General features: G+C 59.7%; 30 protein-coding genes. 3 read left to right on the top strand and 27 right to left on the bottom strand.

The annotated features are described in order from the left end of the window. Positions 1-85 precede the first annotated feature (85 nt). The 17 genes from J3361_RS15645 to J3361_RS15725 form a co-directional block, all read right to left on the bottom strand. On the bottom strand, positions 86-571 hold the full coding sequence (locus tag J3361_RS15645) for a hypothetical protein (RefSeq protein ID WP_207965341.1): 486 nt from the start codon (positions 569-571) through the stop codon (positions 86-88). A 130-nt stretch (positions 572-701) separates the two neighbouring features. Continuing rightward, entirely contained in the window at positions 702-1,553 is an 852-nt protein-coding gene (locus tag J3361_RS15650) for a DNA cytosine methyltransferase (protein WP_207965342.1), read from the bottom strand. Beyond that, a complete protein-coding gene (locus tag J3361_RS15655; protein WP_347709632.1) occupies positions 1,514-1,762 on the bottom strand; it encodes a Com family DNA-binding transcriptional regulator in 249 nt (82 codons plus the stop codon). The genes J3361_RS15650 and J3361_RS15655 overlap by 40 nt, the downstream gene beginning before the upstream one ends. Then, positions 1,759-3,015, bottom strand: coding sequence for a phage late control D family protein (locus tag J3361_RS15660; RefSeq protein WP_207965343.1), 1,257 nt, complete (start codon positions 3,013-3,015; stop codon positions 1,759-1,761). The genes J3361_RS15655 and J3361_RS15660 overlap by 4 nt, the downstream gene beginning before the upstream one ends. Further along, positions 3,012-3,452, bottom strand: a complete 441-nt coding sequence (locus J3361_RS15665) for a phage tail protein (protein WP_207965344.1) — start codon at positions 3,450-3,452, stop codon at positions 3,012-3,014. The genes J3361_RS15660 and J3361_RS15665 overlap by 4 nt, the downstream gene beginning before the upstream one ends. A 6-nt stretch (positions 3,453-3,458) precedes the next feature. Continuing rightward, on the bottom strand, positions 3,459-6,002 hold the full coding sequence (locus tag J3361_RS15670; RefSeq protein ID WP_207965345.1) for a phage tail tape measure protein: 2,544 nt from the start codon (positions 6,000-6,002) through the stop codon (positions 3,459-3,461). Next, on the bottom strand, positions 5,992-6,111 hold the full coding sequence (locus J3361_RS15675; RefSeq protein ID WP_207965346.1) for a GpE family phage tail protein: 120 nt from the start codon (positions 6,109-6,111) through the stop codon (positions 5,992-5,994). The genes J3361_RS15670 and J3361_RS15675 overlap by 11 nt, the downstream gene beginning before the upstream one ends. A gap of 8 nt (positions 6,112-6,119) precedes the next feature. After that, positions 6,120-6,449 (bottom strand): phage tail assembly protein, encoded by a 330-nt coding sequence (locus J3361_RS15680; protein WP_207965347.1) that lies wholly within the window; start codon positions 6,447-6,449, stop codon positions 6,120-6,122. Between the two features lie 24 nt (positions 6,450-6,473). Then, on the bottom strand, positions 6,474-6,989 hold the full coding sequence (locus tag J3361_RS15685) for a phage major tail tube protein (RefSeq protein ID WP_207965348.1): 516 nt from the start codon (positions 6,987-6,989) through the stop codon (positions 6,474-6,476). Between the two features lie 29 nt (positions 6,990-7,018). Beyond that, on the bottom strand, positions 7,019-8,188 hold the full coding sequence (locus tag J3361_RS15690) for a phage tail sheath protein (protein ID WP_207965349.1): 1,170 nt from the start codon (positions 8,186-8,188) through the stop codon (positions 7,019-7,021). 129 nt (positions 8,189-8,317) lie between these two features. Then, entirely contained in the window at positions 8,318-8,677 is a 360-nt protein-coding gene (locus tag J3361_RS15695; RefSeq protein WP_207965350.1) for a DUF6124 family protein, read from the bottom strand. Between the two features lie 409 nt (positions 8,678-9,086). Beyond that, the gene (locus tag J3361_RS15700; protein WP_207965351.1) at positions 9,087-9,503 is read right to left on the bottom strand and encodes a tail fiber assembly protein; all 417 of its coding nucleotides are present in this window, start codon (positions 9,501-9,503) and stop codon (positions 9,087-9,089) included. 2 nt (positions 9,504-9,505) lie between these two features. After that, positions 9,506-10,705 carry a phage tail protein gene (locus tag J3361_RS15705; RefSeq protein ID WP_207965352.1) on the bottom strand — a complete coding sequence of 400 codons (1,200 nt, stop codon included), beginning with the start codon at positions 10,703-10,705 and terminating at the stop codon, positions 9,506-9,508. After that, positions 10,702-11,319: a phage tail protein I gene (locus J3361_RS15710; RefSeq protein ID WP_207965353.1), complete on the bottom strand. Its 618-nt coding sequence runs from the start codon at positions 11,317-11,319 to the stop codon at positions 10,702-10,704. Before J3361_RS15710 ends, J3361_RS15705 begins: the two co-directional genes overlap by 4 nt. Continuing rightward, positions 11,319-12,230 carry a baseplate J/gp47 family protein gene (locus J3361_RS15715; RefSeq protein WP_207965354.1) on the bottom strand — a complete coding sequence of 304 codons (912 nt, stop codon included), beginning with the start codon at positions 12,228-12,230 and terminating at the stop codon, positions 11,319-11,321. The genes J3361_RS15710 and J3361_RS15715 overlap by 1 nt, the downstream gene beginning before the upstream one ends. Beyond that, a complete protein-coding gene (locus J3361_RS15720) occupies positions 12,227-12,571 on the bottom strand; it encodes a GPW/gp25 family protein (protein ID WP_207965355.1) in 345 nt (114 codons plus the stop codon). The genes J3361_RS15715 and J3361_RS15720 overlap by 4 nt, the downstream gene beginning before the upstream one ends. Beyond that, on the bottom strand, positions 12,568-13,140 hold the full coding sequence (locus J3361_RS15725) for a phage baseplate assembly protein V (RefSeq protein ID WP_207965398.1): 573 nt from the start codon (positions 13,138-13,140) through the stop codon (positions 12,568-12,570). The genes J3361_RS15720 and J3361_RS15725 overlap by 4 nt, the downstream gene beginning before the upstream one ends. Before the next feature lie 108 nt (positions 13,141-13,248). Between J3361_RS15725 and J3361_RS29525 the strand changes: the two genes are divergently transcribed. Further along, complete coding sequence (locus J3361_RS29525) at positions 13,249-14,037, top strand: DUF4145 domain-containing protein (protein WP_243458889.1); 789 nt, start codon at positions 13,249-13,251, stop codon at positions 14,035-14,037. Here J3361_RS29525 and J3361_RS15735 read toward each other — a convergent pair. From J3361_RS15735 to J3361_RS15780, 10 genes are all read right to left on the bottom strand, one after another. After that, positions 14,027-14,491 (bottom strand): phage virion morphogenesis protein, encoded by a 465-nt coding sequence (locus J3361_RS15735; protein WP_207965400.1) that lies wholly within the window; start codon positions 14,489-14,491, stop codon positions 14,027-14,029. The genes J3361_RS29525 and J3361_RS15735 overlap by 11 nt on opposite strands. Then, positions 14,488-14,964: a phage tail protein gene (locus tag J3361_RS15740; RefSeq protein ID WP_207965356.1), complete on the bottom strand. Its 477-nt coding sequence runs from the start codon at positions 14,962-14,964 to the stop codon at positions 14,488-14,490. The genes J3361_RS15735 and J3361_RS15740 overlap by 4 nt, the downstream gene beginning before the upstream one ends. After that, the gene (locus tag J3361_RS15745; RefSeq protein ID WP_207965357.1) at positions 14,961-15,167 is read right to left on the bottom strand and encodes a hypothetical protein; all 207 of its coding nucleotides are present in this window, start codon (positions 15,165-15,167) and stop codon (positions 14,961-14,963) included. Before J3361_RS15745 ends, J3361_RS15740 begins: the two co-directional genes overlap by 4 nt. Beyond that, positions 15,164-15,646, bottom strand: a complete 483-nt coding sequence (locus J3361_RS15750; RefSeq protein ID WP_207965358.1) for a hypothetical protein — start codon at positions 15,644-15,646, stop codon at positions 15,164-15,166. Before J3361_RS15750 ends, J3361_RS15745 begins: the two co-directional genes overlap by 4 nt. Continuing rightward, complete coding sequence (locus J3361_RS15755; protein ID WP_207965359.1) at positions 15,643-16,485, bottom strand: N-acetylmuramidase family protein; 843 nt, start codon at positions 16,483-16,485, stop codon at positions 15,643-15,645. Before J3361_RS15755 ends, J3361_RS15750 begins: the two co-directional genes overlap by 4 nt. A gap of 35 nt (positions 16,486-16,520) precedes the next feature. Beyond that, entirely contained in the window at positions 16,521-16,733 is a 213-nt protein-coding gene (locus tag J3361_RS15760) for a tail protein X (RefSeq protein ID WP_207965360.1), read from the bottom strand. Then, a complete protein-coding gene (locus J3361_RS15765) occupies positions 16,733-17,194 on the bottom strand; it encodes a head completion/stabilization protein (protein ID WP_207965361.1) in 462 nt (153 codons plus the stop codon). Before J3361_RS15765 ends, J3361_RS15760 begins: the two co-directional genes overlap by 1 nt. A gap of 104 nt (positions 17,195-17,298) precedes the next feature. Beyond that, positions 17,299-17,997, bottom strand: a complete 699-nt coding sequence (locus J3361_RS15770; protein WP_207965362.1) for a terminase endonuclease subunit — start codon at positions 17,995-17,997, stop codon at positions 17,299-17,301. 10 nt (positions 17,998-18,007) lie between these two features. Continuing rightward, positions 18,008-19,015 (bottom strand): phage major capsid protein, P2 family, encoded by a 1,008-nt coding sequence (locus J3361_RS15775; protein WP_207965363.1) that lies wholly within the window; start codon positions 19,013-19,015, stop codon positions 18,008-18,010. 16 nt (positions 19,016-19,031) lie between these two features. Beyond that, the gene (locus J3361_RS15780; RefSeq protein ID WP_207965364.1) at positions 19,032-19,862 is read right to left on the bottom strand and encodes a GPO family capsid scaffolding protein; all 831 of its coding nucleotides are present in this window, start codon (positions 19,860-19,862) and stop codon (positions 19,032-19,034) included. Between the two features lie 138 nt (positions 19,863-20,000). On the opposite strand from J3361_RS15780, the gene J3361_RS15785 reads away from it, so the two are divergent. Both J3361_RS15785 and J3361_RS15790 read left to right on the top strand, forming a co-directional pair. After that, a complete protein-coding gene (locus J3361_RS15785) occupies positions 20,001-21,758 on the top strand; it encodes a terminase ATPase subunit family protein (RefSeq protein ID WP_207965365.1) in 1,758 nt (585 codons plus the stop codon). Further along, positions 21,755-22,792: a phage portal protein gene (locus tag J3361_RS15790; RefSeq protein WP_207965366.1), complete on the top strand. Its 1,038-nt coding sequence runs from the start codon at positions 21,755-21,757 to the stop codon at positions 22,790-22,792. Before J3361_RS15785 ends, J3361_RS15790 begins: the two co-directional genes overlap by 4 nt. Positions 22,793-22,822: the final 30 nt, after the last annotated feature.

Consider the following 22,822-nt stretch of genomic DNA (forward strand, 5'->3'; position numbering starts at 1 on the left):
ATAAGCGCGTAAAGCGTGAAAAGGTTAGACCTTTAATGAGATTCACAAAGAGCCCTGATGCGAAAGCATCGGGGCTTTTTGCTATCTAAAGGGTGATGCCCTGAGCGCGCTGACTCAAGACCCAGGACAGGTTATGACGCGGGCCCTTGGGGAGGGTGCTTAATCCCCATTGGTCAACCTCATAGGCGGTAATGAGTAGCATTTTTAGAGTGTTTTCAGTGTTATTGGGCTTGGTAATCTGGAAAATCAGCACGTAGTCGTAGATGTCCAGACAGAAATAGCGACGCTGTTTATTTGAAATAAATAGTCTGACCGTGGCGTCAAGCATGCGCTCTCTGATCCAGGTTGGCAGCTCTTTACTCGCTTCCCAGCGATCTGGGGAAAATGACCGTCGTTCGCCCCGGCAGTCAATCCACCTGCCGTTACCTTTCTCATCCGTGAAGCAGTGAAAACCGAAGGTGAAGGAGATCGTTATATCGACCTCCTCGATGCGGAAAATTCCAGTAAAAGGCTGCAAGTGCGCGAGGCTGTAGACCTTGCCATCAGTGTCTGTAACATCTCCCCAGCGCATGGTGCGTCCCGATCAAAAAATGGCATCTTGCCTGAACGATGGAAGCGTTTGCCAAAAATACGGGGTAGAGACACAGCGCGTAACAACTGAAGGGAGCCCAACGATGTTGTTGAAGCTCTGCCGCGATGCATCACCCCGCCGTGATCAACCCCCGCCCAACCCACTCCGCGACCTGCGTAACAACGGCGTTTCCGGCACTGAAAGCCTCCGCAAGGTTGGCCGCATCCAGTCCGAGGCAAAACCCATCATCTTCAGCCGCTCGCTGCCGCTCAACCATCTGATCCCATCCGTTCGGGTGAGCGACGAAAGTGGTACAGCCCATAGCGATCTGGGAGCCGGCCTTGTTTGCCAATAGAGTATTGGCAGCCCAGGCATCCGCGGGCCGAGGCCACTGGATCGAGCGAGACGCTGGAGGTATTGCGTCCACTGGCGCGGCGTCAGCCAGGAACTCGAAGGGGGGCATTCGTCGATAACCGGCGACCAGGAATATGCGACGACGTTGCTGGGGGACTCCGAAATATTGAGCATTAAGCACTCGCCAAAATCCCACATACCCGCAGTCCGCAAGGGCCCTGACGACTGTCTCAAAGTCTTGGCTATCGTTGACAGCGAGCAGGTTAACGACGTTCTCAAGCACCACCCAGCAAGGTTGTATCTCTTTGAGGATACGTATGACTTCCCAGAACAAGCCGCTGCGCTCGCCCCGTAGTCCTCGGGAGGCGTGGTTGCCTTCTCGGTTTCCTGCAAGGCTGATGTCCTGGCAGGGGAAGCCGGCGGTGAGGACATCGACGGGGCTGAGGTTGTGGGCGCCGCACTGGCGCACGTCTTCAAATTGCTGTGCATGGGGAAATCGGTCGGCAAGCACAGCCCGGTTGATGGGGTTGAGTTCAACTTGCCAGGCGCTGCGGTAGCCCGCGTTTTCAAATCCGACATCAAAGCCTCCTATGCCTGCGAACAGGCTTCCGATAGTGGGTTGCTGCATTCATGAACTCGTTGTTCTGGATGCTCGCGGCACACTGAGGGGAGGCTCTGGGCCTTCAAATGGTTGAGTGTCCGGCAACGCGGACATTTGATCTGGAGTTCTTGGAAGCCGCTGGCGGCGGCCAGCTTGCGGCAGCAATGGCCGCAACGTATGTCCTGCATGCAATCATCCTTGAGTTGTTCGTAATCGTTTTTTCGTGCCCGAGTCATGGCGTCTCTGTCTGCATTCGTCGCCACTCCCGGTCAATCGCTCGCTTGGCCGATTTCTCCGTGGCGTACAACCACCGCAGTCGCTTAGGCCTGCTCTGATCACCGACCGACACCGTCTTTTCCTTCCCGGTCCTCCTGTCACGGTAGTGAGCAATCACTCCGGTGAAGTCGCCTTTATTCTCTTCAGCCAGATCCTCAACCCTGTCCTCGGGCAGCTTGCTTTCTAGCAGCAGGTCGACCGTGTAACCGTTGTCCGCATTGAGGCTGTGCAGCACGTTGCCGCCGTACCAGATGATCGCGTCGATCTCCGGCTTCACGCCTTGCAGCGTGTAGGTCAATTCGGGAATCAGGTCAGGCCGCCCCCGGGCGAGGGTGTAGCTGAGCGTCGCGCTACCGCGCTGCAACCGGTTGAATTCAGCACGAGCGGCGCGCAAGGCTGACTGGCGGTCGCTGTAGGTGTGGCGCAGGTCCTTGAGATAATCGCCACCACCGGCAATGGCTTCCTGTTTCTTCGCACTGTTCACGTCGTAGAAATACGCTCGCACCCCGTCGTAGCTGTCGCGGTCGGCTTGCAGATAGCGATGTTGGTCGCCGTCGGCGCGGGTGAGGGTGACGTGCGGCAGATCGGCGCCGCTGGCGGTCTTGCCGCCGCCGGCCGGTAGGCACAGTAGGCAACCGGCCTTGACGGTGACTACGGCGTCGAAGTCTTCGCCGATACGACTGATCAGGTTGGCGTCGGACTCGTTGGCCTGGTCCAGCTGCAGGATGGGCAACCCGGCCAAGGCGTCGGCAACACTGGCGCTCAATCCGTTGCCCAACGCGATATCGCCCAGCACGGCGCCGAGCGTGGTGTTGCTCCAACTGCGCTCGCGCTTGGTTTTGAAACCTTTGCGCAGGTCTGCCGAACGGGCGCGAATATTCAGCACGTCCGGCGCGCCGCTGTGTTCGATTTCGTCGACCGTGTAGCTGCCCTTGTCTACCAGGCCGGTATCGCTCCAGCCCAGCCACAGGCGTATGACCGCGCCCTTCGGTGGGATAGTCAGCAACCCATCATGATCGCTGAGGGTGATGCTGAGTTGGTCTGCCTCGATGCCACGATTGTCGGTCAGGTCCAGGTTCATCAGGCGCGGGCTGATCAACTGGGCGATGTCCTTGCCATCGACAGTGATGCGATACGCCGGCACAGCGTAGGCGGCATCGCGGCGATAGCCTTCGATGTAGCCGGTGACCTTGGACAGCGCCGCGTCGATCACAGCAGCCCTCTCATGATGCTGACGCCCACGCGGGAGGCTGCGCCGAGCAGGTCGATACGGTCGTCATCGATGCGCTTGAGGCTGAGCGTGAACTCGATGCGTCGTGGCGTGCCGTCACGGAAGAACAGGGTTTTGGTTTCGTTCAGGCTCTCGATAATCCACAAGTCATAGATCCGGCCGCTCCCTTCAACCATCGGCCAGGCCTTACCGGTGTTTGCCATCAGACGCAGCGCGTCGAGGCTCAGTGCGCTGCCGGCCAGCTCCGGCAGGATGATGCCGGGCAGGGTGATGGTGTCGTCTCCGCGCCCGACAAACTGTCGAGCTGGTGCTGCGCCAACGCGTGGATTGCTTGCATGGCGCCATTCGGTTTGACGTTGTAATGCCTGATAGGCCGCAGTGGAAAGGCTGAAGACGAACATGCCCAAGGCAAGCATCATGGTCGGTTACTCCAGGTCCGCAAGGCGGCTGCGGCGTCGGGCGGCTTGCTCGTGTTGGTGCCGTGTCAGCTCGGCACGCACAGCCCGGGCGACCGCATCGGCGTCCATGCCGGGCGCTGCGTGGATGTGAATGGCGTAGGTGTCGTGACTGTCGATGTGCTGGGCGGGCCGAGGGCTGATCGGGGCGCGATGATCAATCGTCAACGAATCAACGGACACCAACCGTTCACCGGCCTCGATGAGCCGTTGACTTAAGACCGTCATAGCGCGCACGGGGTCGTCGGCGCGCCGTGTTAAACCTTGGACGAGACCGTCCATGGTGAAGCCGCCCAGTTCAGCGAAGACTCGCGAGGGGCTGTGGATGCCGAGGGTTTCCTTGAAGGCATCAATCGTTCGGGTGCCAAGCCGATCGACCACCTCCTTGAGCTTGCCCATCCCGGAGGTCAATCCTTTAACCAGGCCATCGATCATCAGTCCACCAAAGGCGGTAAAGCGATTGGGCAAATCGACGCCCAGGTACTTCATAACCGCGGCGAAAGCTTGGTAGATCAGTCCAACCGGACTGAAGTCTGCGAGCACTCTCAAGATGCCGCCCAGCCCATCATCAAAGCCGCTTTGGATCTCGTCCCAAGCGCCAAGCAAGTAGGACGTCACGGCGTCCCAGTGTTGATACAACAGGTACGCCGCGCCGGCGATAGCAGTGATGGTCAAGCCAATAGGGTTAAGCATCAATGCACGCCCGACCATCCACAGTCCTTTGGCGAGGAAGGGCAGCACGGTACGGCCCAGCGTCGTCAGCAGGCCAATCAACCCGGGCAAGCGAAAGCCCAGCAGAACCAAGAAATAACGTAGCGCAGCGAAAGGCAGCAGCACACTCGCCAGGGCCAGCATCAAACCGCCGACGCCGACAGCCAGCGCCGCGATAATGGCGATGGCTTTCACCAGCCCGGCCGCGAGCTTTGGATTCTCCCGCGTCCAGTTTTTGATGCTTCGGACAAGCTCGATCACGGACTGAACCAGCTCCCTCAATGGGCCGTTCTGCTGGTCTTGCAGTTCGATGCCCAGGTCTTGCCAGGCACTGCTGAGGGTAATCAAGTCACCCTTGAGATTGTCCGCCATGACCTTGGCGGTACGAGCGGCTTCCCCTCGGCTTTGGCGCAGACTGGCGATGAGTGTCTGTAGCTGCCCGGTGCCGGCTTGTTCGACCAACTGAGCCATGCCCTTTACCGCTTCTTCACCGGCGATGGCTTTGAACAGGCCGCCTTTCTCGGCAGTGCCCAGGGCGCGGGTTTTGTCGTGGATCTCCTTCAGCAGATCCGGCAGCGGGCGCAGATTACCGGCGGTGTCGGCTGTGATGATGTTCAGCTGTTTCAGGGCCTTTTCCGCGCCGTTGGGCGGTGCGGCCAGGCGGTTCATGATCGAGCTGAGCGCCGTGCCGCCCATGCTGCCTTGCAAACCCGCATCGCCGAGTTTGCCGGCCATCGCCGCAGCCACTTCCAACTTCACGCCGTAGGTCTTCGCCATGGGCGCGGCGTATTTCATGGTGTCGCCCAGCATTTGCAAAGTTGTATTCGAACGGGTGAACGTGCCCACCAATACGTCGCCCAAACGATCCATTTCCTCGGCCGTGAGACCCAGTCCGGAAAGAATGTTCGACGCAATGTCGGCGGTTTGGGCCAGTTCGGTGCCCCCGGCCGCCGCGAGATTGAGCATGCCTGGCATTGCGGTCTGGATGGCGTGGGGCTCAAAACCTGCCATGCCAAGATAGCCCTGCGCATCGGCCGCCTGGCCCGCCGTGAATTGTGTGGCGCCGCCCAGCTGACGCGCCTGGGCGCGCAAGGCTTTGAGCGCGTCGGCCTGTTCCTCGAGTCGAGTGATGGCCTGCACCTCGCTCATGCTGGCATCGAAGTCTATGCCCGGCGACAGCAATCGCGCCCCTGCATACAACACCGAACCACCGCCCGCCGTCGCGACTGCCCCCTTGGCGGCCAGCTCGCCAGCGGTGCGTCGAGAGCCGTCCATTGAGACCCGCGCAGCGTTGAGGCGTCGGCGTCGTTCCGTTAACGCGGTCAGTTGTTTGTGCTGGAAAGTGAGGCTGGTAGTGGTGGCGCTGATTTGTTGCCGTAGATGGCGTTCATCGCGGGCCAGGTGTTGGGTGCTGATGCCGGCGGCGGACATTCGGCTGCGCAGTGTCTGAAGCTGTTCGTTTTGTTTTTGATGCTGTTGCTTGAGCGCTTGAGCGGCCCGGACAGCCTTCTGAAAGTGCTGGGTCATGGCGCGGGTCGGCGCCCCGGTGGCGGCGAATTGTTGGCTGAGTGTCTTGACCTTTTCCCGCGCTGCGTTGAGCGCCTGTTCGGTGCGCAGTGCGGCCGAGCGTTGAGCACGCCAGGCACTGACATCTTGCTGCTGCGCGTTGAGGGCCTTGAGGCGGTCGCGGGTTTCTTTCAAGGCACGAGCGGTGGCGATGCTGCTTTTGTCGATGGCCTTCAGCGGGCCGCTGGCTTTGTCGATGGCGTCGAGCAGGACGCGCAATTTCAAGTCATTCGCCATCGGTGTTACTCCGCACACGGGCGCGCTCGCGCCACTCCATTAGTTCTTGCAGGCCCAGCTGATCCATGTCAGCCGGTGCCCAATGGAAAACCACGGCCAGGTCGGCCATGGCGTCTTCTACGCAACGAGGGATGCGTCCGTCTTCACCGACTTCTGCAACAAAAAACTGGAGATCTTGCTGCCACAGGCGAGCAGGTCGGCCGGGTCCATGCTGGCGACTTCGGACGCGGTGATACCGGGTGTGCTGATGCGCGGCAGGATCTTGATGAGGGTGGCCACGTCCATATTCAGCAGGTCCACCAGTTGCACTCCGCGCAGCTCGCCGGACTGCGGTTTTCGCAGGGTGATGCTGTCGATGACGGTCTTGCCCCGGATGATCGGAGTATCCAGGCGGACAGTGTTGTCGTCCTGCGGGGGTAGGGCTTCAAGGTTGTCTTGAGTATTCATAGCGGGTCCAGAGGGTGGGGTAGGTCAGATGCCGATGGCTTTGCGCTGCTTGTCCAGCAGGTCCACGCCATCCACGATTTCGATGAAATTGAGCAGGTCGATTTCGATGATGTCTTCGTTGTCGACGATCAATCTGTAGTAAGTGCAGGTGGTGGTGATGCTGTGCTCGGTGTCTTCCCCGGGCTGGGCTTCACCCATCTCAATGGACTCGTGACGACCACGCATCACCACCTCGACCGCGCTGATGGCTTCGGTGTCGTCCTGCTGAAAGGCGCCGGAAAAACGCAACGCGATGCCCGAGGCATTGACCGCGCCGAACTGCCTGAGAACGATCAGGTCCAGCCCACCGGTTTTCCAAACCAACTGAATGCCGTCGTCTGAGAAACCGAGGTCAGCCTTGACCGGGCCGTTCATGCCGCCGCCGCGATAGCCTTCCATCTTGCGGCCCAGCTGCGGCAGGGTGACGGACTTGACCACGCCCAGGTAGCTGTTGGCGTCGTTGAACAGGTTGAGGTTTTTGAGTTTGCGGGGCATGGCCATGTCGGGTTCTCCGGTGCGCAGGGGCGGGTTCAGCTATTGATCTTGCTGGCGAAGTCCATCAAATAGCGGTCGGTGATGCGCTGGCGCAGCGTGAGGTCTTCCAGCGGTGGCACCGGCGTGTAGTCGTAGTCCAGGGTCAACGTGCCGGCCTTGAGCGTGTCCTTGTCATTGGCATCGTCCGGGTACCAGCATTTGCCGCCGATCAGATAACCCGCCGTAATCAACTCGCGGAACTTGGCGTTGAGTCCTTCGATGAGGTCACGCACCAGGGAGGGATGTAGCGGAACGTCCAAAGCCCACATGTGCGCTTCGGCCATGGTGTCCGCGAGGATCTGCGCGGTGCGGGTGTAGTTCTCGAAAGCGAACAGCGGGTCCGTGCTGGTGGTGCGACTGCCCCAGAAGCGAAAGCCGCCCTCATTGATAAGCGTGGTGACTTCATTGCTGTTGAGGTAGTTGGCGTCGGTCGTCGGGTTCTGTAGGTCCCAGAACACGTCGGCACTGATGCCGGTAACGCCATTGACCGGGACGTTGGACAGGGTTTTGTGCCAACCCACTTGCTGGTCGATCTTGGCGCGCAGACCCAAGGCGCGGGCCACTGCCGAGGCGGTCACCGTGGCGTTGGTAACGGTGTTCCAGTTCTGGAATTCAGGCCAGATGACCATGGCTTCACGGGCGCCGAAGTTTTCACGATAGGCGACCACCTCTTCCTTGGTTTTACAGCCCCAGGCGCTGACGTAGGCGAAGCCGCGTACCTGCTGCGCGATGGACACCAAGGCGGTGGCGACCGGCAGGCTGTCAAGGCCTGGCACACCCAGGATGCGCGGCACCATGCCGACGCGTGCCTTGGCGGCGAGCAGGGCTTTCATGCCGGTGTATTTACCTTCGGCGGTGGTGGTGCCGATCAGTGCGCTGGTGGTCTCTTCCTCGGTGGCGCCTTCCTTCACGCGCACGACAATGGTGTAGGGCCTGGTCTGGTCCGCGATGGCCTGTAGGCTGGACGCCAGGGTGCCCGTGGTACCGGCCTTGCCGATGGCGGTTTGAACGTTGGTCAGCAGAACTGGCGTGTCGAAGGGGAAGGCTGCCGCATCGGCGTCGTCGGCCGTGCAGACCATGCCGATGACAGCGGTAGGAATGGAGCGGATGGGGCGGGTGCCGTCGTTGAGTTCGATGACCCGCACGCCATGGAGATAATCGGTCATGGGGTGCCTGTGCAGTGTTGGAAATGACACTGCACAGGCTGCCGCGCTTGCATCGATTGGGCGAGCCGACGGCCTTGTAGGCAGGGGGGCTACAAGCGCCGGTTAGCCCTTTCGGTCACGGCCCCATTGCTAACGCGGATCGATGATATCCAGAGCACGATTCGCCAGCAGTTCACTCACTTCAATGACTTGCTGGATGCCCATCGCAACATGTCGGCGAGAGCCTTTCAGATCGAATGCCAGGTCGCTGATCATGGCATTGGCCGAGGCCAGGTTTTCGCTGAGGTTGGCGAGCAGGCTTTCAGTGTCGACACTCTCGAGGACAGTGAAGAGCTGATCCGCCGCTGGTTCTTTCTTGGGTTTGGCCGGTGGCGGCTTCAAATAATGGTTGAGTGCCCGCTCAGTGGCTTCGTGGAATTTTTCCGGGTCGAGGCTTGAGTAGGAAGAGGTGGGATCTGATTCCGGAGGATTGGGTGTGACCTTGAACATGGTAACGCTCCTATGAGAAATGGGAGCCGTCACGACCTGTCGCTAAACAGAATGGTGGCGACTGCACGCAGGTTAGCGAACCGGACATAGGCACCCGGTAGACCCGAAGGTCTCCTACATACAGCCGCCATAACGCAATTGCGGTTAGATCCCGCAATGGAGCATGGTTGCTTATGTGCCTATGGTTCGGGTCGCTAAACCCGATCGCTGATTCTTTTCAGCGACCAGGAAACGATAGAGCCCGGCCGCAAGGCGCACAAGCGGGCGGATTCTGGCTTAGTTGTAGGCAAAGGCGCAAGGCGATGTAGCCTCGGGACTAGCACTCGGTGTTACGGGGTATATGGCTGTAGGTCAGGGCCTACAGTCGAATCGCACCGGCGTTTATCGAGCCTACCCAGCCAGGCCAACGTCAGCTTTCGCTGGACCCGGGCTCAATGGGCCAGGCAACCGAAGTAGGGAAACCGTCCTGCTGATCGATCCGATTGAGCTCAACCCGGTAGTTCTTCCACAACCTCAATAGCTGTACCTCTGCTTCATAGGCTTGATCAGTATCGACCGCATCCTGTAGCGGCGCTATTCGCAAGGCTGCCCGGGCCAGCCGTTCATCACGACGAACCAAAGCCGCAGCGGCCAGTTCTGCCGATGTCGGTTCAGGTGCTTCCTGCAACACCGGATAACCTTGTCGGTTAGGGACTATCGAGGCGCCAGGGCGACTCGCCACGTCCCTGAACAAGGCTTGAAAGTCCTCATCGGAAATGTACACCGATCCAGCGGGCGGAATTTCGGAATGATCGAATCCACGAATATCAGCGATGTAGTAAGGCATGGTTAACGCCTCCCAATGATGCGGACAAATACGTGCAGCGGTGCTGCTGTGCTCGCTCTCAGTCCGCAGGAGGACAACCCGGGCGTACCGTCAACCGACACGCCATAGTGGGCCCCACCGAAAATCACCACGGGGTGAATCCCATACACCGCCGATAGCGTTTGTGGATAGGTAATTGTGCTGATACCCGAGGCCGACAAGATGACTTGCATCCATTGCTCGATAAAACGGTTCGGCCATTTTTGGAAACCAGCGGGCGAGTACTGCCCACTGAAAATATCGGAGTATCCAAGCTGGGCAGACCCAGAGGCCCACCAGCTCGAAGCGCCGTTGCCGATCAATTCAAGGTTCGTTCCGGGCTCAAGCTCCATGCTCATGACCTGACCGGAGCCGGCGTTAATCGTATCGGCCCCAGCACAAGCGACGGTGATGGTGCCACTTCCGATATTTCGAACGTGGACGGTTGAGCCGCTACGGCTATCAGCGGCCGGGGGGAGCGTCACCGTGAAGGTTCCAATGCAGCTCACGACCGCCCCGATACTGGCAGCGGTCAGGGTCAATGAGTCGGTGGCGTTGATGAACCCTCGATAGTTGCCCATGCCGCGTTGGACAAACTCAGTGGTTGCCAAGGCTTTTGTGTTGTCGTGCTGGGCGGGCGTCGGGGCCTTGGGGATGCCGGTAAAGGTCGGCGACAGCAAGCGAGCAAAGCCGTGGGTGATGTTCTGCAAGTTCATATCAACGTATTGACGGGTCGCCAGCACAACGGACGGGTCGATCTTCAGCTCGACGTTGGCGGTGTTGCTGACGATGAGGTTCATCCGCACCACCTGCGTACGGCCTGACCCTTGAGACAGCAACGGCTTGAAGCTTGGCGCGCAGTTCGCCACCGCGACCATGTCACCGTCAGTGTCATACAGACTGATTTCACGAATCCACCAGCCACCCACGTTCTCAGGGATGACCTGCTCGGCGATGATGATGTTGGGGTTGGCTGGGTCAACCTTCAACTGATTCAGCGGGGCACGGCGGCGCTCATTGATCAAGCGTGTCTGCTGCTCGCTGGGGATTGGGTCGGTGCCATTGGCGTCGCCCACGCCCATTTGCGCGAAGGTCCACGCAACGCCCAAGGCGTCCGCGTTGGTCTGCTTGGCCTTGCCGATGGCAGTGAGAATGGCGAAAAACTGGCTGTTTTGGTCTGTCATGGGTAGATGTCCATGGTGTCGATCTGGTGTTCACGGCCGCCCTGGTGGATGTAGCCCGTGACCTCAATGTCTCGCTGTGTGGGTGGGTAGATATCAATCTCGTCGCCCTCGGTGATGCAGGCGCCGATATGAACAAGGCCGGTGGTTTCCAGGCTGATGGCGAGCTCGGTAAGGTGGCGAGTCAGGGGCTTGGCATCGTCGATGAGCCACGTGAGTTCCTGGTACATTTCTTCGGTGATACCGGCGTCGAGCACCCCGACCTTGAGCCTGAATGTGGCGCGAGGGCCGACCGGATCGGTCTGCCACCACTCGATGATTTCGATCCGGTAGCCGAGCGGTTCAACAACGCGGCGCAGTGACCCGATGGTGCCTTTGCGCGAGTGGATGTAGTGCGCGCTACGAATGGCAGCGCGCTTGGCCGCTTCGGGCCACTTGCTGTCCCAGCGATCCACTGAAAAAGTCCAGGCCAGATAAGGCAGCAGGGGCAACGGGCATAGGTCCGGGTTGTACAGCGTGCGTAGCGGAACCGACACACGTTGGATCTGGGCCAGCGCCTGCGCCGCTTGACGCTCAAACGGCGTCGAATTGCTGGGGAGCAGGGGCGCGTCTGCCATCATTCAACTCCCAGTGCCAGGTCGATGCCCGTGCAGTACGGGGCCTGGTGCTTCGTGGCGACGATGTCCGCCCAGTTCTCCAGCTCGACCTTGCGCACACCCTCGACGTGCAGCGAGGCGTGGATAATCGATTCCGAAACTTCCAAGCCCAGCCGCCGCCGTTGGTGCACAAAGGCGAGCAACTGCGCATTGGCTGCCGCGAGAATCAACTCGCTCTCGGGGCCGGACGTTGAAAGAAACAGCTTGGCTTTGACTTGGTAGTTGATGACCTGGGCGCTTTGCACGGTGAGCCGATCCGCGACAGGGCGGCGGTCGTCGTCGCTGAGGTAGGCGTTGACCTTCGCCAGCAGCGCGGGCGAGGCGGTGCCGTCACCCAGGATCGATTGCACGGTCACCACCGCCTCGGCCGGGGCAGGACTCTCGGCAGTGGCGTCGGCCACCTGGCCGTCCGCAGAGCGCGCATGGAAGATGTAGCTGTTACGCGGGCCGGCAGTGCTGAGGCCTTCCCACGCCATTTGAGCCCGCTCCCGCAGGCTGTCGTCGCTTTCCATCAGCAACGGAACCGGTGGCACGGCCGAGGGTTTGGCCGCCTGGATGACCAGGCGCTTGACGTTGAAGTTGCCGGCCAGGTTCTCCAGGTCGCTGCCCTTTGCCAGGGCCAGCATGTTGGCGACGGACGCCTCATTGACCCGCTGGCGCCACACCATCTCGCGGTAGGCGTTCTCCTGGAGCAGTTTGGTCAGGGGCTCAGATTCCAGCTCAAGCCGTGCAGCGATCTCGGCTTGTTCCTCGACCGGCCAGAGGCTGATGGCGTAGGCCTTGCGCTCGGCGAGGATCTGCTCGTAATCGACCTGCTCAACGACGTCGGGCGCAGGGAGCTGGCTTAGGTCAATCGCGACGAATGAGTTCATGCGCTACCCCCTAAGTTCAGAGGCACGCTCAGGCTCAGCGGCTCGTTGCTATCGACGATGCTGCCCTCGATGTCCAATGAGGATTGACCTTGCAGCGTGGTGCCCTGGAACTGCACACGGCTCAGGCTGATACGCGGCTCCCAGCGCATCAGCGCCATCACGGTGGCCGCGTACACCTGCAAGCGGGTGATGTCGTTGAACGGATGGTCCACCAGTTCGGGTAATAGGCTGCCGTATTCGCGGCGCATGACTCGGGTACCGATGCGCGTGCTGAGGATGTCGCTCATGGATTGGGCGATGCTTTCCTCGGTGGTGATGGCGGCACCGGTGTGTCGGTTCATTCCGGTCCTCCCGACTTGCCGCTGCCAGGCATGACGCCGCCGTGCGGGTGCTTCACCAGGCTGATGCCGGCGGCCACCACGTCCGCCGAGACGGTGACCTTTCCGGTGACGTTCTGGTTGCCTGTCTGGGTGTAGTTGCCCTTGTGGGTAATGTCGCCGACGAGGTTGATGCCGCCGGGGCTGACCAGATGCGTGGTGCCGCCCTTGGTGAGGGTGGCACCGAGATGGTGGGCGATGCTGTCGTACTCAATCACCGTGCCGTCGCGGTAGGTGACGCGGTGCAGGCCTTCGCGGTCGCCGTTGGCGGGGATGTAGTCGCTGAACAGGCCGGTCAGGGCGACGCCGTTGGCGAGTTGGCCCGAGGGGCTAAACAGCAGTACCTGTTCATTGACAGTCGGTGGGTTCCACTCTCGGTCGGCGCCGGCGCGTAGGGCGATCCAGGGTAGCCAGGCAGTGGTCAGAGTTCCGGTTTTGACCTGCACACGCGGGGGCTGCATCTGGACGGCAGCGATGGTGCCGAAGCGGATGAGGTTTTCGATCAGGCGGGCGAGGTTGGCTAAGTCGTTCATGGCGCCGATGGTGGCGTTGCGAGCATACGAGTTCATCAGTAGAGATTTGTGTACGTGGGCGTTACAAGTGAGCTTAAATAGATGAAGGTCAAATAAATGGGAGAGATTATGAAATACGTACCACCATCGGTATGCGAAACCGCTTTCAATTGCCCTCATTGTGGGGCGCTGGCAAAGCAGTTTTGGTTTGGTTTGGCAACCGTGGATAAGGATGAAAAGTATCCTCTCCCTCTTTTAGTCGATGAGCAAAGCATGAAGGATTCTGATCTTGAGTCCATTCAAAATGAGCAAGAGAGAGAAGAACATCGGACATGGCTGGTTAAGATGGTTTCCGGTGAACCTTTCAGGGAACGTCGAGAAAAAGGAGCTTACTCGTATTATGACTTGTTTAACGTCAGCGTGAGTGAGTGCTTTAACTGTCGTAAAAATTCTCTGTGGGTTTACGACAAGTTATATTTTCCATACAAAGGTGAGGTGCCGCCTGCAAATCCAGATATGCCCGATGATATTCGTCAGGATTACAATGAAGCAGGTTCAATTTTAAACCAATCTCCTAGAGGGGCAGCTGCTCTCATCCGCTTGGCAATTCAGAAACTCTGTAAAGTGCTCGGGCAAGAAGGAAAAAATATTAATGACGATATAAAAACGCTGGTTGCCAAGGGGTTGGATCCTCGTGTGCAACAAGCATTGGACGCTGTTCGTGTGATTGGAAATAGCGCAGTGCATCCTGGGCAGATAGATTTGCGGGATGATCGTCCCACCGCAGAGACATTATTCAGGCTGTTAAATCTAATTGTAGATAAAACCATCTCAGAGCCCAAGCATGTGGCAGAGGTTTATAACTCTCTTTCACCTTCTATATTAAAGGCTATCGCTGAAAGAGACTCTAAGTCCTAGTGGACAAGTATTGTAGGAGGCTGTCTCGGATTACGTCGATCTCAGCATCCGTTAATCCAAGTAATTCACGCTTGTCGTATTTCACGTCTGGGGCACCACGTTCGGCACGATCCTTCAACCCATACTGGTGCACTCTGGCAATCCTCGCAATCCGTCCTGTAAACCCTACGCTGATAGCATTACCGTCACCTTGGACTTTAAAAAAATTTGTTGTGCGCAGCTTGTGAAACATCTGCACCTTTCGCTTTACCCGTCCTTGCTTCCCGCGCAGGTTGCGCTGCTTTCGCGGCGCGTACTTGCTCCCGTCCGGGTTGCGCTGGGCGATGATTCGCTGCTGCTGGCTGCGCCGCAGGGACTGGCCGATGCTACGGGCCAGTTTGTTGCGCGATGCCGGTTCCAGTTGTCCCAGCAGGCCGGCGGCCCAATCCGCCAGCGTTTCCAATCGGTTGGTCACTTCGGCACGACCCATTCACCGCCGGTGCCTTGGGCACCAGGTATCCACGCCGGGTCGAGGAATGCGGCCACCTGCTTAGGTTCGCCAGGATGGTGGACGGTGGTATTGCCGTCGGCATCTTTCCCCACAACCACACGCTCGGTTAGCGGCAGTGTCAGGCTCAGGTCCACCTTGCTGTTGTCCAGAATGTCGGCCTCGAACTGGATGTCCTCGGCGGACTTGTTCAAGTTCTCCAGCAGATCGGATTGGTTCACGCTCAGCCAGCCCAGCAACGGCAGCATGACGCTGTCGGGGTGACCGGCGTAGTCGGTGAGGATGACCTGTAAGTCAAAGCTGTATTCGAACGACAGCGAGGCGGCCGCGGTGCAGCGGATTTTGCCGTTGTCGATGAAGATCAGCAGCCGGTCGGGGTTGTGCTTGAGTTCGGCCAGTGTGCTCAGCAGATGGGCGCGCAGGCTTTCGGGTTTATTCATGCGCGGTTCCAGCCCAGTTTGTTCATGACGCCAACGTCCATCAGCTCCACGGGACCTCGCACGATGCCGACCCGGCAACCTGGCGTTATGTAGGCCAGGGCTTCGCACAGCAATTCCATATCGGCTTGCTCGGTATTTTCGGGCACCACCAGCAAGTTGCCGTCCTGCACGTTCAACTGTTGCACGCGTTCAAGATCGATCATTTTAGGAACTCTCCAAGGTAGAGCAGCCGGAATTCTTCGGGGCTGTACGAAGCGCGGGCCTCTTTGAGCATGTCGGACAAATCGACCGGCCAGGTATATCGGCAGAGCTGTCGATCGTTGGCTTCGATCAGCCCTAAAAGGAGATCGTGTTCTGCTGTTTGCTCGCCCAACGTTCGTAGGAATTTCGGTGTGGTTGCGTAGTAGGCGCCGGCCTGGATTTTGGTTGAGTTGAGCCAGTCAAATTCGTCGTAAAACCAGACAACACCCTCATCGTCTTCTCTGCAGGGCACCTCTTCGTCATTTCCCCAAATGAATGCGTCAGGCAGTCGGTGGCGCAGATCTTCGACCGCACCCTGCAAGGTGACGAAGCACACCCTTTTGCCTGCCGCGAGACAGGATTTCGCATGGCGAACAAGTCGTTCGGTTTTCCCCGTTTGCCTCGGGCTGATTTCAAGGTAAGCGATTTGAGGGGCGCTCATGCCGCCACCGCCTGGCCGCAGCCGCACTCAGCGTGCCGCTCATAGGCGCGCTGGAGCTTGATGTCGTACAGGTTCCGCTGATAGTCCGGGCCGTTGTAGAGCTTGGCGAACTCGGTCCATTTACGGCCTTTCAAGGCCTTGTGTAGCACTGGGTCGGTCTGAATGAAACGTACGAAGGCGGCGAACTGCTGAGACTCGCCTGCGCTCATGTCCTCGACGAATGCTTGCACACTGGCATAGCCCAGGCGCTGCCAGTGAAAGCCCATGATCTGGAATGCGCCCCAGGAGGCGGACTCCAGCGCGGCGGTGTCATCGATCAGACGCGCATGGCTCAGGCGCTGATGCTCAGCAGTGCCGCCGGCATAGCCGCCGGACTTCGGATTGACGATGGCCGGATTGGCGGCGGCCAGTTGGTCGGCGTGGCGCTTGAGTTCGTCGGGGTTGTCGCCTTCGTGGCGCGGCGTGGCGAGCTGGCGGTACATGATGTGCCGCTCGAACAGAATCACCGGCTTGCCATTCGCCAGGAAGCCCTTGCCCTTGGATTCAACCTCGTTGACGGCGTAGACGCTTGCCAGCGGTACGTCGAGGATCTGAGCGGCCCGTACCAGGTCCTCGTTTTTCAGTAGGAACTGGCAGCCACCGCCGGCCAGGCTGACCTGGGTCTTTTCGCCGGCAATGCCATCGGCGACCAATCCGACTTTCAACTGATACGCCCGCACGGCGGCCTCGGTGGAATCGCCATAGTCGCCGTCCATCACCAGCCCGGCGCCGTGGTCGTTCAGGTTTTTTTGCAGAATGCGCACCGCTTGCGAGCGGTCGCCGTGGCGAAGCGTCGTCATAGTTGTTTTACCTTGCGAGTGAAGTTGCAGGTTGATCAGTCCCATAGGTTCACCATCTGCCGCTGTGGTGCGGCGGTCTGGGCTTCGGGCATCTGCACGGCCAGACCTTGGGGCAGGATCGGCCCGTAGTCGGCCAGGCCGGGGTTGGCTTCGAGTACCGCCTCGGTCACGCCAGCTGTGCGGCCGTAGTGACGCCAGCAAAGGGAATCGACGGTGTCGTTTTGGTGAGCGCGGACGGTGACGGACATCAAATCAGTTCCACGGTGGTGCGGTTGATGCCGAGAAGGTCACGCACCGCCCAGCGCAAATCGCGGCGGTAGTCGTCGATGTTGGGCGTGAGGTCTTCGGCGTTCTGGTTGCCGCTGTTGGTGCTGTCGTAGGAGCGGTAACGCTCACACACCTCGGCGCCGGTCGCGGCTTCGATGGCGCGGCGGTAGAGGTGCACTAGGACAGACACGTCGTTGATCTTTTCGCCGGGAACGTCCGCCAGTTCGGTATGGCCTGAGGCCTGCTGGATGGCGCGCCATTCGCTCAGCTCGCGGTTAACGCTGATGGCGGCGGCCACCGCGGCGGTTTCCAGGCGTGGCGCGGTAACGCTCGCGTCGATCCGTAGCGTGGCGCGCAACTGATCCAGATCGATCGAGGGCCAGAAGGGATCGGTATTGATAAGGCCGCTGGCGACGGTGCCGCCGGCTATAAATCCGCTCATGGAACAGCACTCAAAAATAGGTCGCCGGTGGTCGGGGCTTCACGTTCAGGGGGAGCGGCCTGGCCGATCCGCCCCGAGCCGGCGGGGTGCGTGGGGACGCTCGGTTAGCCGGCAGGGCCGGCAAGTTTGTTGAGCAGGCGTTCGGCCCGCTCCAGGTCTTTCTTGCCACCGCAGGCGTCGTGCAGGGCGATGGCTTTTTTCAGCAGATCCACACCGGCTTGAAGCTGGCCGGGTTGGCCTGGGGCCTGTTCGGTGATGCCTTCCAGCGTGGCGCGGCCCATGGCGAGAAACAGCTTGGCGCGGGCCTGGTCGGGCATGTCTTCGGCGTCGGTGAGTTCGGCGGTGCGATGCAGGATCGCCAAGTCGAACGGTTCGCCAATTTTCTGAGCTTTGAAGGCCGCTGTGGCTACTTCTTCAGCGACCAGACAACCCAAGGTGCGGGCGAAGCGGTCGGGCATGACCATCCTGTACTTCAACACGTAGGTCGCGATGTCGAGCCCACCGGTGAAGTCGCCAGCATCGAAGCGCCAGACCATGACGGTGGTCATCACTTCGTCCTGAGCGCCTTTGCCACCCTCCAGCACACCTTGCACGTAGGATTCGTAACTCGGCAGTAGCAGGCGTTTGAGTTCCGCCTTGCCCTGGTTGGACTGGACCTGTTTCAGGCGCAGGCGGTCCTGCAGCAACTGATTTAGCTGATGCTCGTAAGCCGTGGCGCCGGCCATGGTTTGGGTGGGGTCTATGGCCGCCGCTTCGACAGCGGCGGTGACGCGTTCAAAGTGGCGGCGGCAGGGGTTGGTCATGGTGGCCGCCTCAGTTCAAGGTGATGTTTTCGGCCAGGGCGGCGCAGCCCAGGTCTTCGATGACATAGCTCTCATTGACCGACTCGAAGTTTTCGATGCGGTCGCGCTTTGCGTTGTCGATGACGGTGCGGCGGCGGGTGCCTTCCTGCCAGTACAGCGACAGGTTATCGAGGCGGGTGACCATCAGGCCGCTGGCCGGAAAGTGCGGCACACGCACGGCCGGCAGGTTGCCGAGGCGCTTTTGACTGGTGACGATGTCGGCGGCCAACATTTCAGATGGCGCCTGCACTTGGTTGATGATCGGGAAGTATTTGTCGGCCAGCAGTTGGCGCCCACAAATCACCACGAGCTCGGTGTCTTCCTGGTACCAGGGTTCGATGAACTCGTTGACCATGCTGACGACCAGGGCGTCGATGTTTGCGAAGTCCTTGTTGGCGCCGATTTCGATTTTACCGCTGCCGTCTTTTATTTCGGTCATGACCCGGGCCGGGTTTTCCTCGCGCATCTTTTGCAGCCAGCCGATGTTCACGTCTTGCAGGAGCTTGTTGATGGTTGGGTTGGATGTCGCGGCGCGGCTGATGCCGTTCCAACCAATCATTATCCTGTTGAGCGCCTGGGCCTTGATGATCGCGTCGCGGATGCGTGCTTGGAAGTCTTTGAACTTGGCCCACTGGTCCAGCTTTTGATAGCGAATACTGGTGTCGAAGTTGGTTTGGGTGCAGGTGTACCCTCGATCATCCAGGCCGCTTGGATCGCGTGGTTCGCGGTCTTTGACGGTGGTGTCGGTGGTGCTGGCAATGGTGCCGTCGATGCCGATACCGACCTTTTCACCCGACTGTTCCGAGACGGGGTAGACGTTGATTGCACTGAGGAACGCACTGGATTCCTGCATGCGGGTTTCCAAGGTCTGGGCGACGCTTGGGTCTGCTGTGAATTTGGTGGTGACGTCAGCCACGCCATGCAGTTGCGCAAGTTGCTGCAGGTAGGCGTTGAACAGTACTCGGGTGTCGTTACGCATGTTGATCGTCCTTGATTCAGCAGTCGGTCATGACTTGGTTACCGCCGCCGGAGACCTGCGGGCGCGTTTTCTGGTTGGGATCCTGGGTGCTGGAGAGCTGGGTTTTCAGCTCGGTCAGTTCGGTGCTGACTTGATCGAGTCGGGTCTTTAGCCCAGCCGAAAATTTCTTTTCAGCGGCGAGTTGGTCGGGCAAATCCTTGACGTGTTCGGCGAGGGCTTCCACCGCTTCGCCGATCTGGGTGAACTCGTTGTCATCCTTGGTCTGTTTGCCGGTCAGGAGGGTTTGCACCTTGTGGAGGAGCTGGGCGCCGATGCTCGGCTTCTCGTCGATTTCCTCAAATCTCAGCTCGGTCTCGACTGCCTCGGTGAACATGGAGGTCGCGGAATAGTGACGGTCCTGGAATGGGCTGGCTTCGGGCTTCTGCGCTGAGAATGCCAGCACGTCTGTGCCGAGGCTGGCGGGTGAATCGGTCACGGCGAGACCGACGATGTAGGCCTCGCCCGTGTCGGCAAAGCTCTCGTCGATCTCGATAGAGGTGTAGATCTTCTGCTTGGCCTTGTTCATGGCGATCAGGTCATGGGTGGGCTCGACCTTCGCGAACAGCGCCAGTTTCTTTTGGCCGTTGACGTCCACCTCTTCGGCTTTTACCGCGAGTACATCTCCGTAGGCCTTGAAAGGGCTGTCCGGCAGCAGGCTACGGAAATGTTCCAGCCAGATACGGGCGCCGTAGGTGGACGGGTTGAAGTTCTTGGCGGCTTGTTCCAGCCAGATGCGTTTGATGGTGCGCTTGTCCGAGGTGGCGCCTTCGATGGCGACGCGGAACCAGTTGCTGCGGTACTTCTTCATGCCGGGGATTCTCAGTGCGTTGCAATGAGGGGCATGGTCGGTATGGGCGCGAGTGGCGGCAACGGGGCGGGACTGTAGGCGGGGAGGGTACAAGGGGCGGCGCTATTGAGTCGCCGCGGCGGGCGGCAGCATCTCGGCATGACGACCGCCTTGCTGCCCATCGATCCCCGACGCCAATCCAAGTTTCTGTACTGGATGGGCTGGCGCGTCTGTGAGATCGCCGAGGCGACGGGCGAGAAGGAGAAAACGCTACACAGCTGGAAGGCTCGCGACAAGTGGGACCGGGCTGACAACATCGAACGCATCGGCGGCGCCCTGGAAGCGCGCTTGGTGCAGTTGATCCTCAAGGACAACAAGACCAGCGGCGATTTCAAAGAGATCGATCTGCTGCATCGGCAGCTTGAGCGCCAGGCCCGCATTCAGCGATTCCAGGGCGGCGGCACTGAAACCGACCTTAACCCGAACCTCGCCAAGCGCAACGAGGGACCGAAGAAAAAGTCACCGAAGAACGACATCAGCGAAGACCAGGTCGAGCTGCTGCGCGAGGCGTTCATCGATGGCTGTTTCGACTACCAGAAAGATTGGTACCGGGCCGGCAATCAGCGCACCCGCGTCATCCTCAAAAGTCGGCAGATCGGCGCCACGTACTACTTCGCCCGCGAGGCGTTCATCGACGCCCTGGACACTGGTCGCAACCAGATTTTCCTGTCGGCTTCGAAGAACCAGGCCTACCTGTTCCGGGGCTACATCCAGGCCTTCGCCCGGGAAGTCATCGGCGTCGAGCTGACCGGTGACCCGATTGTACTGCCCAACGGCGCCGAGCTGTTTTTCCTCGGGACCAACGCCCGCACCGCCCAGGGCTATCACGGCAATTTCTACTTCGACGAATTCTTCTGGACGTTCAAGTTCGAGGAGTTGAACAAGGTCGCCTCGGGCATGGCGATGCACAAGAAGTGGCGCAAAACCTACTTTTCCACACCGTCGAGCATGGCCCACGAGGCTTACAGCTTCTGGACGGGTGAGCGCTTCAACAAGGGCAAGCCGGCCGCGCATCACACCAAGGTGGACGTGACCCACGGCGCGCTCCAGCAGGGCCGGTTCTGCGAGGATCGGTTGTGGCGCCAGATCGTCACCATCCTCGACGCCGAGCGGGGCGGGTGTGATCTGTTTGACATCGAAGAGCTGCGCCGGGAGTACAACCCCGAGGCCTTCGCCAACCTGCTGATGTGCGAATTCGTTGATGACGGCGCGAGCATCTTCCCGCTGTCGGTGTTGCAGTCTTGCATGGTCGATAGCTGGGTGGAGTGGGCCGAGGACTACAAACCTTTCGCCATGCGTCCGTTTGGCGACCGTCAGGTGTGGGTCGGCTACGACCCGGCCGAGACGGGCGATTGTTCCGGCCTTGTGGTCGTCGCGCCGCCCCTGGTGCCCGGCGGCAAATTTCGCGTGCTCGAGCGCCACCAATTTCGCGGCATGGACTTCGCAGCCCAGGCCGCCGCCATCAAGGGCGTGTGCGACCGCTACTGGGTGACCTACATCGGTATCGATGTCACCGGCCTGGGCAGCGGCGTGGCCCAGCTGGTGCGCCAGTTCTTCCCGGCTGTGACCACCTTCAGCTACTCGCCCGAGGTGAAAACCCGCCTGGTTCTCAAAGCCTATGACGTCATTCACAAGGGGCGGCTGGAGTTTGATGCTGGCTGGACTGATATGGCCCAGTCGCTCATGGCGATTCGCAAAACCATCACCGCAGGTGGCCGGCAGTTCACCTATACCGCAGGGCGCAACGACAACACCGGTCATGCCGACCTGGCTTGGGCGCTCTTTCATGCATTGCACAATGAACCGCTCGAAGGGCAGACCGCTGCCAATACTGGGCGTATGGAGATTTTCACATGACCGAACAACTCGCCAGCCAGGCACATTTGCCGGCCACCATTGACGCCGCCAGTGCAGGGACCCAGGTGTTCAGCTTTGGGGAGCCGACGCCGGTGTTGGGTGGTCGGGAGGTGTTCGACTACCTGGAGTGCTGGTTCAACGGGCGGTGGTATGAGCCGCCGTTGTCGCTTAACGGGTTGGCTCGGTCGGTGGGGGCGAGCGTGCATTTGCATTCGGGGTTGATGTTCAAGCGCAACCTGTTGAGCAAGACGTTTGTGCCGCATCCGATGCTGTCTCGGGCGGCTTTTGAGCAGTTCGCCTTGGATTTTCTTTGCCTGGGCAATGGGTATCTGGAGAAGCGCCGGTCGGTGCTGGGTAGCACGAGGCAACTGGTGCCGTCGCTGGCGAAGTACATGCGGGTGGGGCCGGAGGGGCAGTTCTATCAGGTGCAGGGATGGAAGAATGAGCATGCGTTTGAGCCGGGAAGCATTTTTCATCTGCGCGAGGCGGATTTGCATCAGGAGATTTATGGGCTGCCGGAGTGGATCAGTGCTTTACAGTCGGCTTTGTTGAATGAGTCGGCGACGTTGTTTCGGCGTAAATATTATGAGAATGGGAGTCATGCAGGGTTCATTCTGTATATGACGGATGCGGCGCAGACTGAGGCGGATATTGATGCTTTGCGTAAAGCGCTGAAGGAGTCCAAGGGGCCGGGGAATTTTCGAAACCTGTTTGTCTACTCGCCCACGGGCAAGAAGGATGGGATTCAGCTAATCCCTGTCAGCGAGGTAACGGCCAAAGACGAATTCAACTCGATCAAGAATCAGACCCGTGATGACGTGCTGGCAAGCCTGCGCATTCCGCCACAGTTGATGGGCATCGTGCCGCAGAACGCGGGTGGGTTCGGGTCTATCAGGGAGGCGGCGCAGATTTATGCGGCCAATGAGCTGGAGCCCATTCAGACGCGGATGACGCAACTGAATCACTGGCTAGGGGAGGAGGTCTTGCGTTTTAAGTCCTATGAAACCGGCGGAGGCTTAACCTCCGCAGAATAAGTGAGGTGACAGGGTAAATGCGAAAACAAA

This window comes from Pseudomonas sp. OA65, assembly GCF_017498305.1.
Lineage (GTDB): Bacteria > Pseudomonadota > Gammaproteobacteria > Pseudomonadales > Pseudomonadaceae > Aquipseudomonas > Aquipseudomonas zanjanensis.